11 protein-coding genes are annotated in these 13,943 nt (G+C 73.3%); 5 read left to right on the top strand and 6 right to left on the bottom strand.

Features of this window, described 5'->3' with window-relative positions:
• Positions 1-9: 9 nt before the first annotated feature.
• From ACRYRX_RS14925 to ACRYRX_RS14910, 4 genes are all read right to left on the bottom strand, one after another.
• Positions 10-2,046: a calcineurin-like phosphoesterase C-terminal domain-containing protein gene (locus tag ACRYRX_RS14925; protein ID WP_432512974.1), complete on the bottom strand. Its 2,037-nt coding sequence runs from the start codon at positions 2,044-2,046 to the stop codon at positions 10-12.
• A 152-nt stretch (positions 2,047-2,198) separates the two neighbouring features.
• Positions 2,199-3,596, bottom strand: a complete 1,398-nt coding sequence (locus tag ACRYRX_RS14920) for an ATP-dependent 6-phosphofructokinase (protein ID WP_432512973.1) — start codon at positions 3,594-3,596, stop codon at positions 2,199-2,201.
• Positions 3,597-3,693: 97 nt separating this feature from the next.
• On the bottom strand, positions 3,694-5,709 hold the full coding sequence (locus tag ACRYRX_RS14915; RefSeq protein ID WP_432512971.1) for a cytochrome c oxidase assembly protein: 2,016 nt from the start codon (positions 5,707-5,709) through the stop codon (positions 3,694-3,696).
• A 34-nt stretch (positions 5,710-5,743) separates the two neighbouring features.
• The gene (locus tag ACRYRX_RS14910; RefSeq protein ID WP_432512970.1) at positions 5,744-6,121 is read right to left on the bottom strand and encodes an ATP-binding protein; all 378 of its coding nucleotides are present in this window, start codon (positions 6,119-6,121) and stop codon (positions 5,744-5,746) included.
• 436 nt (positions 6,122-6,557) lie between these two features.
• On the opposite strand from ACRYRX_RS14910, the gene ACRYRX_RS14905 reads away from it, so the two are divergent.
• The 5 genes from ACRYRX_RS14905 (at position 6,558) to ACRYRX_RS14885 (ending at position 11,262) form a co-directional block, all read left to right on the top strand.
• The gene (locus tag ACRYRX_RS14905) at positions 6,558-7,013 is read left to right on the top strand and encodes a MarR family winged helix-turn-helix transcriptional regulator (protein WP_432512968.1); all 456 of its coding nucleotides are present in this window, start codon (positions 6,558-6,560) and stop codon (positions 7,011-7,013) included.
• The gene (locus ACRYRX_RS14900; RefSeq protein ID WP_432512967.1) at positions 7,010-9,070 is read left to right on the top strand and encodes an MDR family MFS transporter; all 2,061 of its coding nucleotides are present in this window, start codon (positions 7,010-7,012) and stop codon (positions 9,068-9,070) included. The genes ACRYRX_RS14905 and ACRYRX_RS14900 overlap by 4 nt, the downstream gene beginning before the upstream one ends.
• Positions 9,071-9,231: 161 nt before the next feature.
• Positions 9,232-9,708, top strand: coding sequence for a Fur family transcriptional regulator (locus tag ACRYRX_RS14895; RefSeq protein ID WP_432512965.1), 477 nt, complete (start codon positions 9,232-9,234; stop codon positions 9,706-9,708).
• Positions 9,705-10,220, top strand: a complete 516-nt coding sequence (locus tag ACRYRX_RS14890; protein ID WP_432512964.1) for a Dps family protein — start codon at positions 9,705-9,707, stop codon at positions 10,218-10,220. Before ACRYRX_RS14895 ends, ACRYRX_RS14890 begins: the two co-directional genes overlap by 4 nt.
• 199 nt (positions 10,221-10,419) lie before the next feature.
• Positions 10,420-11,262: an HpcH/HpaI aldolase/citrate lyase family protein gene (locus tag ACRYRX_RS14885; protein ID WP_432512962.1), complete on the top strand. Its 843-nt coding sequence runs from the start codon at positions 10,420-10,422 to the stop codon at positions 11,260-11,262.
• Between the two features lie 128 nt (positions 11,263-11,390).
• Here the strand turns inward: ACRYRX_RS14885 and ACRYRX_RS14880 are convergent, their stop codons facing one another.
• Positions 11,391-12,497, bottom strand: a complete 1,107-nt coding sequence (locus ACRYRX_RS14880; protein WP_432512961.1) for a ScyD/ScyE family protein — start codon at positions 12,495-12,497, stop codon at positions 11,391-11,393.
• A 93-nt stretch (positions 12,498-12,590) separates the two neighbouring features.
• The gene (locus ACRYRX_RS14875; protein ID WP_432512959.1) at positions 12,591-13,880 is read right to left on the bottom strand and encodes a dihydrolipoamide acetyltransferase family protein; all 1,290 of its coding nucleotides are present in this window, start codon (positions 13,878-13,880) and stop codon (positions 12,591-12,593) included.
• Positions 13,881-13,943: the final 63 nt, after the last annotated feature.

Below are 13,943 nucleotides of genomic sequence, written 5' to 3'. Positions count from 1 at the left end.
GCGGAGACGTCAGGGCGTCTCGAACACCTCGCTGCGGAAGTTCTGCGCGGGCAGCTCGGCGCGCACCTCGAACACGTAGGTCTCGGTGGACGCGCGGCCGAAGGAGTCGGTCGCGGTCACCTCGGCGCGGTGCACGCCCTCGGGCAGGTCGCTGGGGAGGCGGAACTGCCAGATGTGGGTCGCCTGGTTCGCGACGTTGTTGCCGGGCTGGGCCGGGCCGGGGCCGTAGTCGCTGCCGGCGTACAGCTCGAAGCCCTGGTTGCCCTCGTTCCCGGAGGTCGACTCGAAACCGAACCGGGCGACCTGCAGCTGACGGGTCGCGGCGGCCGGGTCGGCGTACTGCGCACCGATCTTGGCGGCCTCGCCGGCGGCCTGCTGGGTGCGGGTCGCGGCCTGCGCCTCCCCGCCGTCGATCGACACCGACACCTCGGTGTCGGTCGAGCCGTACCAGACGTTCGCCGACAGGTACGTGTCGGCGGCGACGTCCGCGGTGGTCACCAGGCCCGGGTCGCCCAGGTCGTTCACGTTGAGCGGGGGCGCCTGCTCCCAGCCCTCACGGGTCGCGGCCCACTCGGTGATCGTGGTGAACCAGTCGCGCCAGCGCGGGGAGTTCAGCGAGACGGCCATCTGCTTGTCGTCGGGTTCACCGATGGCGCGGAAGCTGTCGACGTACTCCGAGCCCTCCACGTCCAGCACCAGGTACCCGGGACGGGCGCCGTCGCGCTGCAACGCCATCGGGCGGCCGTCGACGTCGAGGTCGCCGGAGTACCAGTCACCGCTGGGGGCGCCCGCGACGACGTGCGGGAACGGCAGTTCGTCGACGCCGAGGGAGGTCTTCCAGCCGGCGTAGCTGTCGCCGGTGTTCATCCGCTCGGTGGAGTGCGTGTGCCCGGACACCGACAGCGCGGGACGGCCCTCGAGCAGTTCGTAGACCTCCTTCGCCTCCGCGGTCTGGTGCTTGGTGGAGGTCTGGTCGGCGAAGGAGAGCAGCGGGATGTGCGAGGCGAGGACGACGAGCTTGTCCTTCGGCACGCGGGCCAGGTCGTTCTCCAGCCACGTCACCTGGTCGTCGCCGAGCGTCCCGGAGTAGCTGGGGGCGTTCTCGGGGTCGGCGCAGTGCGGGCGCTTGCCGTCGGCGTCGTCCTCGGGGGTGCACGGGTACTTCACGTTGTTCAGGACGACGTAGTGGACGTCGGCGACGTCGTAGCTGTAGGTCGTCGGGCCCAGCTCGCGCTTGAACGTGTCGAACGAGTGGGCGGCGTCGGTCGCGTCGAGGTCGAGGTCGTGGTTGCCGGGCACGAAGCGCAGCGGCAGCCCGGAGGCCCCGAGGACCTCCTTGATGCGCGGGTACAGGCCGAGGTCGTCGCCGGCGACGTCGCCCAGCATGAGCGCGCCGCACTCGGCGACGTCCTTCTCCTGCAGCAGGTCCTCGAGGAGGCCGTCGCGGGCGAAACCCAGCTCGCGGCCGTTGTAGGTCTGGACGTCGGCCAGGACGGCGCAGCGCGTCGCGTCGTCCTGCGCCGCGTCGTCGCCCTTCGCGATGGGGAAGTTGACGGCCGTGGGCAGCGGGCCGGTGGGTTCGAGGCCGCCGAACCGCAGTTCCGGGGAACCGGCGGGCAGGTGGTGGTAGGAGAACTGCGCGACGCCGTCGGCGTCGACGGGGACCTGCCAGCCCGAGGGCTGGGTGACGAAGGCGCTCATGCCGTCGAACACGGGCAGTTCGTAGTTCCCGTCGGCGTCGGTGACGACGACGTCGCGGCCGTTGGAGACCGGGACGCCCTCGACGCCGGAGTCGCCGGCGCTGCGGCCGTCGCGGTCGGCGTCGTCGAACACCTTGCCGCGCAACGTCTGCTCCCCGGTGGAGCGGGTAGCGGCCGCGACGTCGCGGACGACCTCGACGGCGCCGACGTAGGCCGCGGCCTGCGTCTCGTCCTGCTCGGCGGGTGCGGCCGAGGTGGAGGCGGCCTGCGTCAGGAACGTGGCGCCGAGCAGGACGCTCGCGCCGAGGCCGAGGTTCCGGCGGGCGCGGGTGGTGGGTACTCGCACGGGAGTGCACCTCTCGTTCGGTGGGGGTGCGCCCAGCCTGTGCCCACTCTGTGAACTCGCGGTGTCAGCGGCCGGAAGATCAGCAGAACGTCACCGAGCGTGACCGGTCACCCGCCCCGCCGCCCGTCCTGCCGCCCGTCCTGCCGCCCTTCCTACTGCCCGCCGAAGGCCGTGACCTGCTCGGCGGAGAACTCCCCGAACGACCACGGCTGCCCCGTCGCCTCCAGCACCGACCACCACAGGTCGCCGTGCGGGTCGACCTGGTTGCGGGCCGAGACCGCCAGCCCGATGGGGATGTGCACGAACCGCCGGCGCCAGCGGCCGACGACCATGTTCGTCCGGCCCGCCATCGCCGCGTGCACGGCGGCGTGCGCCAGCCGGATGCAGTACACCGCGTCGTACGGGTTCGCCGGGACGCTGCGGATCACGTAGCTGGGGTCGATGTACCGCATGTTCAGCTCGATGCCGCGCTGGGCGAAGTCGTCCGCGATCGCCTGCCGCAGCAGGATCCCCACGTCCTGCAGCTTCTTGTTGCCCGAGGCGTCCTGCAGCCCGTTGTCCTCGAACAACTCCTGCCCGGCCCCCTCGGCGGCGACGACCAGCGCGTGGCCCTGCGTCGCGACCTTCTCCCGCAGGCGCTCCAGGAACCCGCCGGGGCCCTCCAGGGTGAACGGCACCTCGGGGATGAGGACGAAGTCGGCGTCGTTCTGCGCCAGCGCGGCGTAGCAGGCGATGAAACCGGAGTGCCGGCCCATGAGCTTGACGACGCTGACGCCGTTGGGCGCGGTGCGCGCCTCGACCTTGGCGGAGCGGATCGAGCGCGAGGCCTCGCTGAACGCCGACTGGAAGCCGAAGCTCTGGTCGATGAACGGGATGTCGTTGTCGATCGTCTTGGGGATCCCGACGACGGCGATCTTCAGGTCCCGCGCCTTGATCTCGGCGGCGATCTTCTGCGCCCCGCGCATCGTGCCGTCGCCGCCGATGACGAACAGGACGCCGATGCCCATCCGCTCCAGGCAGTCGACGACCTCGGTGGCGTCCTGCTGCCCGCGCGAGGTGCCCAGGATGGTGCCGCCCTCGCCGTCGATGCCGCTGACCGACTCGGGGGTGAGGTCGACGACGTCGTGGCCGTAGCGGGGGATGAACCCCTGGTACCCGTTCTTGAAGCCGTAGATGCGGCGCACCCCGTAGTGGGTGGTCAGCTCCGAGACCAGCCCGCGGATGACGTTGTTGATGCCCGGGCACAGCCCGCCGCAGGTGACGATCCCGACGCGCGTCTTGGACGGGTCGAAGAAGATCTTCTTGCGCGGGCCGGTCGGCTCCAGGCTCGGCAGCTCCTCCAGCTCACCGTTCGTCTTCGCCGCGCGCCGGGTGACCTTCGACAGGGTGTCGTCGAACAGGACGCGGTCGGTCTCGTCGATGTAGTGGTGCGTCGTGCGACGGGCCTGCAGGCGGGGGGCGAGCGGGGAGTCGACGGTGCACGGGCCCAGCGTCTCGACCGTGAAGTCGATCGGTCCGCGGCTCGTGGGACGGTCGGTCGGCTCGGCCATGAGCGCGCGGTCCTTTCCTGACGGGGAGGGCGAGCCCCCATCATCGGACAGCCCCGTGACGCGGATCACGCCGGGGGGTGGTCGGCGGGGGCGCCGGTCAGCGGCGGGGCTCGTCGCGCTCGGACAGCCGCTGGAGCATCGCGTTGTACTCCCCGAGCTCGGCGTCGCCGTCGCGCGCGGCCTTGCGGTCGCGGCGACGGTTCTCCCGCGTGTCCGACCGGGACCACCCGATCGCGACGCCCAGGATCAGGACCACGGTGGGCACCTCCCCGATGCCCCAGGCGATGTCACCGCCCTCCTTCTGGTTCGCCAGCAGGTCCGCACCGGGGGTGATCCGGGAGAACCAGTCGGCGGCCAGCAGCTCGTTGCCCTGCATGAGCGCCACCCCGAAGAAGGCGTGGAAGGCCATCGTCGCCAGCAGCAGGATGAGCCGCAGCGGGTACGGGGGCCGGTGGGCGCCGGGGTCGACGCCGATGAGCGCGGACGAGAAGAGGTACCCCGTGCCGAGGAAGTGGAACATCATCAGCTCGTGCCCCACGTGGGTGCGCAGCGCGAGCTCGAACAGCGGCGAGTAGTAGAAGACGATGAGCGACCCGGCGAACAGGGCCGCCGCCACCAGCGGGTGGCCCACGACGCCCAGGTACCGCGAGTGCACCACCGCCAGCAGCCACTCCCGCGGCCCGCGCGAGTGGTCGCGGCGGGCGGGCAGCGTCCGCAGCGCGAGCGTCACGGGCGCCCCGAGGACGAGCAGCGGCGGCACCGCCATCGTCAGCAGCATGTGCTGGAGCATGTGCGTGCTGAAGCTGATGCGCCCGTAGGCCGCGGGGCCGCCGCTGGTCACGAACAGCAGCGCGAGGCAGCCCGCGACCCACCACACCGTCCGGCCCACGGGCCAGCCGTCGCCGCGCGCGCGCAGGCGGGCGACGCCGAGCAGGTAGCCGGCGAGCAGGGCCGCGCCGATCAGCAGCCACAGCAGGTCCGGGCTGACCTGGGTGAACCAGCGCCCGACGGTGAGCGCGGGGGGCATGGGCTCGCCCAGCAGCGCCTCGGCCGGGGTGGCGGTCGGGACGGCGTCGGGGACGGGGGTGGGGCTGCGGCTCAGCGCCACGCCCAGGCCCGTCGCGGCCCCCATGAGGACGAGCTCGCCGGCGGCGATCCGGGTGAAGGCCCACGGCCGGTCGGCCAGCAGCGGGATGGTCCGGCGCCGGTGCCAGGCGCCGAAGACCCCCAGCGCGACGAGCGCGACGACCTTGCCGACGACCAGGGCGCCGTACGCGGAGGTCAGGCCGGACCAGCCGCCGAGCCGCACCGAGGCGTTGACGACCCCCGACAGGGCCACGAGGGCGAAGCAGCCGAGGGCGACGGCGGAGTAGCGGGTGGCGAGCGTGGTGAGGTCGACGGGGCGCTGCCCCTTGCCCGGCCCCGGGGACCGCCCCGTCAGCGGCAGGACCAGCAGGACGGCCGCGAGGCCGCCGACCCAGGCGGTGACGCCGACCAGGTGCAGGCCCAGGGAGCTGACCGCGGTCTCGTGCGAGGCCGAGCCGGAGGCGTGCCCGGACAGGGACAGCGGCAGGAGGGCGACGACCGACAGGGCCAGGCCCCACGCGGCGCCGGCGGGCCGGGTGGCGGCGGCGCCGACGGTGGCGGTGACGGCCGCGAGCACGGTGGTGACGAGCAGGGCGCGCCCGAGGTCGATGGACTGGGCGAACTGGGCGAACTGGGCGCCGAAGTCGGGGGCGCCGGGGGCGGCGCCGATGATGTCCATGGCCGTCAGCACCAGGACGAGCAGCCCGGCGACGGCCCAGACCCCGGCCGCGGCGGCGGCCGCGCGGGTGGCCCGCGTCCAGGCCGGGCTGGGGTGCGGGAGCAGGGAGGCGGCGACCGCGAAGCCGCCGACGGCAAGCGCCGCGGCCAGGTCGTGGACGGTGCGGGCGACGGGGAGCCCGTAGCGGACGAGGGGCCCGGGGTCGCCGAGGACGGAGGGGTTCAGCCCGCCGGCGAGGGCGAGGGCGGTGAGCAGGACCGCGAGCGCGGCGAGGAGGACGGCCGAGGCGGTGAGGACCACGCCTGCCGGGCCGGGTGCGCTGCGGGCCGTGCGGGTAGGTGCGGCCACCTCCCCAGGGTAGGTCGCCGGGCCGGGTGCGGGGTCAGGCGGTGGCGCGGACGGGGCGGACGGGTCCGGCGGCGGTGGTGACGTCGAACCAGACGGTCTTGCCGAGGGCGCCGACCTCGACGCCGTGGGCGTCGGCGAGGGCCTCGACGAGGGCCATGCCGCGGCCGTTGAGGGCTTCGGGGTCGGACTCGCGGCGCAGGGGCAGGCGGGTGTTCTCGTCGGCGACGCCGACGCGGACGCGCGAGCCGTGGCGGCCCACGCGCAGGACGACCTCGCTGCGGCCGTGCAGGACGGCGTTGGTGACGACCTCGGCGGTGAGCAGCAGGAGGGTGTCGACGACGTCGCCGATGACGCCCTCGGCGATGCACCAGTCGGCGACGAAGTGCCGGGCGGCGCGGGAGGACAGGGGCACAGGCGGCAGCGTCGTCTCTCCTGACCAGCCGTTGAACGACACTGCGTTACTCTCCCGACACGTAGGGTTACTACTCACGGTAACGCAGCGCCCCTCGGACGGCGCGTTCCACGCAGCGCCCGCCCGGGGACCGCGTGGACCCGCCACCCGCCGTCGTCCCCACGCTCCCCGGTCCATCGCCACGCTGTACCCCCCGATACGTGCTCGCGCTGGTAACTTGTTCGTTGCATGTAGCACTCAAGGATCCGACCTCCCGGGCCGATGCCCCGGGAGGTACTTCGCCGGACCACCGGTCGCCGTTACACCCCCGTTCCACCCCGAGGCCACCGCCCTCCTCCCCCACCTGCCCCAGCACCTCCAGGAGCACCCCCTGACCACCGACGAGCGGACCACCGCGCCCCCCGGCGCGAGCGGCCACGAGCACCGCGTCGCCGCTGTGGCCGACCAGGTCGGGCGCCAGCTGCGCGCCCTGCACGCGTTCAAGGCGCAGGTGGCGCGCGGCCAGACCGAGGTCGAGCGGGCCATGCACCTGGTCCTCTACGTCCTCGCCGACGTCGGGCCCCTGCGGGTGAGCGCCCTGGCCGACCGCCTCGGCACCGACCCCTCCACCACCAGCCGGCAGGCGGCCGAGCTCGTGAAGCGGGACCTGCTGCGCAAGCTGCCGGACCCCGCCGACCGCCGCGCGAGCCTGCTGGCCGTGACCGCGACCGGCCACGAGGTGGTCGCCACCTTCAAGCAGCGGCGGCACGAGCACCTCGCCCGGGCCGTCGAGGACTTCACCGACGCCGAGCTCGACGACTTCACCGCACTGCTGTCCCGCTTCGCCGACGGGCTCGAACGCGCCCGCACCGACAGCCTCAGGCCCACCGGATCCCCCCAGGAGAACGCATGAGCACCACGACCGCCGGTTCGTCACCGGCCACCCCGGAGGCACCGGTCTTCACGCACCGGCAGATCATGGCGATCCTGTCGGGCCTGCTGCTGGGCATGTTCCTCGGCGCCCTGGACCAGACCATCGTGTCCACGGCCATCCGCACCATCGCCGACGACCTCGACGGGTTCTCCCTCCAGGCGTGGGCGACGACGGCGTTCCTCATCACGTCGACGATCTCCACCCCGCTGTACGGGAAGTTGTCCGACATGTACGGGCGGCGGAAGTTCTTCATCGCCGCCATCGGGATCTTCCTCGTCGGCTCCGCGCTGTGCGGGTTCGCCGGGTCGATGTACCAGCTCGCCGGGTTCCGCGCGCTGCAGGGGCTGGGCGCCGGCGGCCTCATGTCGCTGGCCCTGACCATCATCGGCGACATCGTCCCGCCGCGTGAGCGCGCCAAGTACCAGGCCTACTTCATGATGGTCTTCGGCACCTCCAGCGTGCTGGGGCCGGTCGCCGGCGGGTTCTTCTCCGGTCTGGACTCCCTCCTCGGCTTCGAGGGGTGGCGCTGGATCTTCTGGCTGAACATCCCCATCGGCGCCTTCGCGCTGGTCGTCGTGACGAAGAACCTGCACCTGCCCAAGCGGTCCAGCCACCACCGGATCGACTGGCCCGGCGCGCTGACCCTCATCACCTGCCTCGTCCCGCTGCTCATCGTCGCCGAGCAGGGCCGCGAGTGGGGCTGGGGCGACGCCAAGTCCATCGCCTGCTACGTGATCGGGGTCGTCGGCCTCGTCGGGTTCGTCCTGGCCGAGCGCGCCTACGGCGACGAGGCCCTGCTGCCGCTGCGCATGTTCCGCGGCCGCACCTTCGTCGTCGGTTCCCTGGGCTCGTTCATCCTCGGGATGGGGATGTTCGGGGTGTTCGCGGTCCTGCCGCAGTACCTGCAGGTCGTCAAGGACCTCAGCCCCACCGAGGGCGGGCTCGCGATGCTGCCCGTCGTCGTCGGCATCATGTCCGGCAGCATGTTCTCGGGCCGCTTCATCGCCCGCACCGGCAAGTACAAGGTGCTGCCGGTCGTCGGCAACGCCCTCATGGTCGTCGCGCTGTTCCTGTTCTCCCGGGTGAACGCCGACACCCCGCTGTGGCAGACGATGGCCGCGATGCTGATCATGGGCTGGGGCCTGGGCGGCAACATGCAGCCGGTCATCCTCGCCGTGCAGAACGCCGCCCAGCGCTCCGAGCTGGGCGTCGCCACCAGCTCGGTGACGTTCTTCCGGCAGATGGGCGGCACGCTGGGGACCGCGGTCTTCCTGTCCATCCTGTTCTCCACGCTGGGCGAGAGGATCTCCTCGTCGTACACCGCGGCGAGCCGGACGACCGAGTTCCAGGAGGCCGCCCGCAGCTGGGGCGGGGACCTGCAGGCGACCCTGGCCCGGGCCACCGACGACACGTCGGTCCTCGGCCAGCTGCCCGGCGTCCTGGCCCACCCGTTCAAGGTCGGCTTCACCGAGTCGACGAGCCTGATCTACCTCGTGGCCGCGATCGTCATGGTCGCCGGGCTGGTGACCGCGCTGTTCCTGCCGTCGCTGCCGCTGAAGGGCGGCGGGCCCACCGCGGCCCCGGCCGCCTCGCCGGGCACCGCCGCGGACGGCACCTCGGCCACCGCGTCGGCCACCGCGGAGGTCGCCGCCCAGCGCTCGGAGCAGGACTCGGCGCAGGACCCGGCGCAGGGCGCTGCTGGCGGGGCCGCGGTCCCCGCCGCTAGCGTCGCCGCCGTGACCGACTCGATGGCTCCCGGGGAACTGGCCGAACGCCTCCGCAGCGGGGTGCAGCAGGCGAAGGCCGCGCAGCGGGCCGTGGCCGAGCTCGCGCAGGAGGCCGAGCGCCGCGAGGCGGCGTTCCTGGCCGCCGTGGAGAACCTGCGCGACCTGGGTCTGGACGAGGACTCCATCGAAGCCGCCCTCGGCGAGGACGCGGCCCCGCGACCCGGCCGGCACGCGGGCCGCACCGCCGGCGAGACCGCCGGGGAGACCGCGGACGAGGCGGCGCCCGAGCACCTCGGCGCGCAGAACTGACCCACCCCGATCGACCGCAGGGCCCCGGAGCGACGCGCTCCGGGGCCCTGTGCGTTCCCGTCCCGGCGTCGAGGCCCGGGGCGGCTGAGCGAAGGCTCACCAAGCGAAACCAAGCCTCACCTTCTTTTGACAGAGTCCAAAGAAGGCGTAGGATCTCCGTCATGAGCCCGCTGGACCACACCGAGAGCGAGGAGCTGCTGCGCGCCGCCGGTCTGCGCAGCACCGCCCCCCGCCGATCGGTCCTGCAGGCCTTGGAGGACCACCCCCACGAGACGGCCGCCGGTCTGGGCGAACTGCTCCGGACCGCCGGCCACCACCTGTCCCGGCAGAGCCTCTACAACGTCCTCGAGGACCTCACCGGGGCCGGCGTCCTGCGCAGCATCCAGCCCGCCGGTTCCGCCCCCCGCTACGAGACGACGGTGGGCGACAACCACCACCACATCGTCTGCCGCGGGTGCGGGTCCGTGCAGGACGTCCCCTGCGCCGTCGGATCGGCGGCCTGCCTGACCCCGGCGTCGACCCCCGGCTTCCCGGTCGTCGAGCACGCCGACATCACCTGGTGGGGGCTGTGCACCACCTGCGCAGCCACCCCCGACACCGAGACCACCACCGCAGAACACCCCAGGAGGAACGCGTGACCACCATCGACGACGTCAAGACCGCCGGCCTCACCCAGGAGGAGGTCGCCGGGTTCGGCGCCAGCTCCCGCCTCAACAGCGGCCTGCAGGAGGTCCTCGTCGACCTCACCGCGCTGCACCTGCAGGGCAAGCAGGCCCACTGGAACATCGTCGGGACCAACTTCCGCGACCTGCACCTCCAGCTCGACGAGCTCATCGAGGCCGCCCGCGGCTACGCCGACGAGGCCGCCGAGCGCATGCGCGCCGTCGGCGGGGTGCCCGACGCCCGCCCGGCCACCGTCGCCGCGACCACGACCATCGGCGACTTCGGCGCCGACGAGATCTCCACCACCGCCGCCACCGAGGCGATCGTCGCGATGGTCCGCCGCACCGTCGACACCATCCGCCGCGTGCACGACCCGATCGACGCCGAGGACCCCTCGACCGCCGACCTGCTGCACGGCTTCATCCTCGGCCTGGAGAAGCAGGCCTGGCTGATCGGCTCGGAGAACCGCGCGCCGCGTCGCCGCTGAACCCCGCGATCCCGCCCGTCGCACCGGAAGAAACGCAGATCTTCGCGTTCCGGTGCGGCGGGCGGTCGCCTTCGCACGCACGAGGCGTGAACCTCGTCCGCCGCAACGCCTCCCGCCGGTCCCGGGCCGGACGTGAGACGTGCCACTGCGACCCGCCACGGCCGTTCCCGCGCCCCGGCGGGCGCTACGGTCGTCTGCCATGACCACCGAACGCGAGGTCCACCTCGTCGAGCCCCGGTACGCCCGCACCTGGCTGCTGGTGAACGCCACCCGGACCGACCTGTTCGACGTCGCCGCGCGCTCGCGGGCCGACCAGGTCGTCCTCGACGTCGAGGACGCCGTCGACCCCAGCCGCAAGGACTCCGCCCGCGCGGAGTCGATCGAGTGGCTGGCCGCCGGCGGCCGGGCCTTCGTGCGCATCAACGACGTCACCACCCCCCACTGGCGCGACGACGTCGACGCCCTCAAGGGCGTCCCGAACCTGCTCGGCGTGATGCTCGCCAAGACCGAGGCCGGTGAGCAGGTCGAGGCCACCTGGCACGCCCTCGGCGGTTCCGTCCCCGTCGTCGCCCTGTGCGAGTCCGCCCTCGGCATCGAGGCCGCCCGCGAGATCGCCTGCGCCAAGGGCACCTTCCGCCTCGCCTTCGGGTCCGGCGACTACCGCCGCGACACCGGCGCCAGCGCCGAGGACATGGCGATGGCCTACCCGCGCACCAAGCTCGTCGTGGCCAGCGCCATCGGCAAGCTCCCCGGCCCGATCGACGGCCCCACCACCGGTGGCGGCCACCCCGAGCTGCGGGAGGCCTCCGGCGTCGGCGTGGCGATGGGCATGATGGGCAAGCTCTGCCTCGACGCCGAGCAGGCCTACGTCATCAACGAGGTCATGAGCCCGAACGTCTCCGACGCCACCTGGGCGCGGGACTTCATCGCCGACTTCGAGCGCAGCGGCGGCGTCGTGCGCGACGGCTCCGACCTGCCCCGCCTGGGCCGCGCCCGCCGGATCCAGGAACTGGCCGACGCGTTCGGCATCCGGCCGCTCTGACCGCCCCACCCCGGCTCGGACCGGGGGCCGGCTCAGGGGTTCGGCTCAGGGTTCGGCTCGTGGACGCCTCGCGCCGACGGGTTCGGCGCGACGCGTCCACGAGCCGGACCCCCGGCGTCCCCGTGGTGTCAGCTGGCGGGGTCGTCCAGCGGCGCGAACGCCGAGTCGTCGACGCGGACGACCTGCCCGAGCCCGGGCTGACCGAGGAACAACCCGGCGACGCTGAACGCCGTCGAGTACAGGTGCCCGCCGGTGAAGCGCAGCCCCAGCGGCATCGCGACCTGCGCCGCCGACCGGCTCCCGTCCGGGGCCACCGCCACGATCCGGCCCACGCTCGCCGGGTCGAAGTCCGGCGGCGGCGGGCCGTCACCGGCCGGGGCTCCCTCCAGCAGCTCGGAGACGAACACCGTCCCGTCGTCGCCGACGGCCACCCCGGTCGGTGCGGTGAACCCGCTGACCTCGTCCACGACCGACCCGTCACCGGCGTCGAGCGCGTACACGCGCCCCTCCCCGGGGGCCTCACCGGACAGGGTCGACACGTACAGGTGCCCGTCCGGACCCCACGCCAGGCCCGTGGGGACGGAGTCGCAGCCGGTGTGCTCCGGGTCGTTGTTCGGCACCCCCTCGCAGGCGCCCGTCGTCACGACCGGCGGGACGAAGAAGGTGCTCACCCGGCCGGAGGGGCCGACGGCCAGGACGGCGTTCGCCCCCGCGTCGGCGACGAACACCCTGGCGTCCCCTCCCCGGCCGGCCAGGACGGCGAAGGGGTTGCTCAGGGCGTCCAGCGGGGCGCCGTCGTCGCCGAACTGCCGCTGGCCGTCGGGGTTGTTCGCCAGCTCGTACGCCATCAGGTCGGCCAGGACGCGGCGCGGTTCCCCGCGCCGGGAGGACCACAGCAGCGACCCGCCGGACGCGCCGGGCTGCTGCGCCTCGCCGGTGACGACGTAGAGCGTGCCGTCGCGGCGGTCGACGCCGGAGGGCCCGGCGAAGCCGGCGAGCCGGACCGACGGGGTGCCACCGGGGATGATCCCGCTGATCTCGCCGGCGGAACTCTCGGCGACGTAGAACCTGCCGTTCTCGGACGCCAGGCCGAACGGGTCGTCCAGCCCCTGCGCGATCACGGTCACGCCCCCGGGGCCGGAACCGGGGGCGGCGTGCGCGGGAACGGCCAGGGCCAGCGACGTGGTGGTGGCGGCGGCGAGGACGAGTGCTGCTGAGCGGAGCCGGTGCGTCATTGCGATCTCCTCCGGGGAGCCTCAGGGCTACCTACGGCGCCGCACAGTAGACCCTGTGCGGCAGCCGTGAGAAGCCCCCGGAAGGGGGTCGCCTCAGCTCCAGGTGAGCGCGCGGGCGGGGTCCTCCAGCACCGCGGCGATGTCGGCCAGCGCCCGCGAACCGCTCTCGCCATCCAGCATCCGGTGGTCGATCGACAGGCTCAGCGTCGCCAGGTACCGGGGCTTGATCTTGCCCTTGTGCACCCACGGCCGCTGCGCGATCTTCCCGACGGCCAGGATCGCCGCCTCCCCCGGGTTCAGGATCGGCGTCCCGGTCTCGATCCCGAACGTCCCCACGTTCGTGATCGTGATCGTGCCCTCGGCCAGGTCCCGGGGTTTGGCCTTGCCCTCGCGCGCGGTGAGGGCCAGGTCGTTGAGGTGGATCGCGAGGTCCTTGAGGGACATCTCGTCGGCGTCCTTGACGTTCGGGACCAGCAGGCCCCGCGGGGTCGCCACGGCGATGCCGAGGTTCACGTAGTTCTTCACGACGATGACCTGGTTCTTCTCGTCCCAGGTCGAGTTGATGTCCGGGTTCCGGCGCACCGCGACGAGCAACGCCTTGGCCACCAGCAGCAGCGGCGAGACGCGGATCCCGGCGTACTCGGGATCGGCCTTGAGCCGCTGGACGAGCTTCATCGTGCGGGTGGCGTCGACGGTGGTGAACACCGTGACGTGCGGGGCGGAGAACGCGCTCTCCACCATCGCCGCCGCCGTCGCCTTGCGGACGCCGCGGATGGGGACGTGCCGCTCGCGCTCGTGCTTCTCGAACCGGCGCTCGGGTTCGGCCGGTGCCGCCGGGACGAGGGCCAGGACGTCGGCGCGGGACACGGTGCCGCCCGGGCCGGTGGGGCGGGCCGAGGCCAGGTCGACGCCGAGGTCGCGGGCGAGCTTGCGGACGGGGGGTTTGGCCAGGACGTGCGGCCGCGCCGCCACGGCGGGTTCCGGGGCGGGTTCCGCGGCGGGAGCCGGTGCGGGTTCCCGCACGGGGGCGGCCGCCGGCGCACCGCGCCGGCGGCGGGGCGCGGTCTCCTTCGTCCCGTACCCCACGAGCGTGGCCCCGGACCCCTCCTCGCTCTGCGGGGCAGCGGGTTCGGCGGTCCGGCCGGTCCCGTCGTCCACGACGACGATGTGCGTCCCGACGTCGACGGTGTCCCCCTCGGCGACGAGGAGCTCGCTCACCGTCCCCGCCCACGGGCTCGGCAGTTCCACGAGCGACTTCGCGGTCTCGATCTCGACGAGGACGTCGTTCACGGCGACCGCGTCGCCGGGCTTCACCTTCCAGGCGACGATCTCGGCCTCGGTGAGTCCTTCACCGACGTCGGGCAGGGCGAACCGCTGGTTCAACGGAGTCCTTCTCGTTCCTAGGGGTTTCGGGCGGGTCTTCGGGCGGGGTCGTCGGGCGGGGCG

The sequence above is a fragment of the Kineococcus lubricus genome (assembly GCF_050871965.1).
Classification (GTDB): domain Bacteria; phylum Actinomycetota; class Actinomycetes; order Actinomycetales; family Kineococcaceae; genus Kineococcus.
Note: the sequence above shows the minus strand (reverse complement) of the source record. Positions and strands in the feature narration are given on the sequence as shown.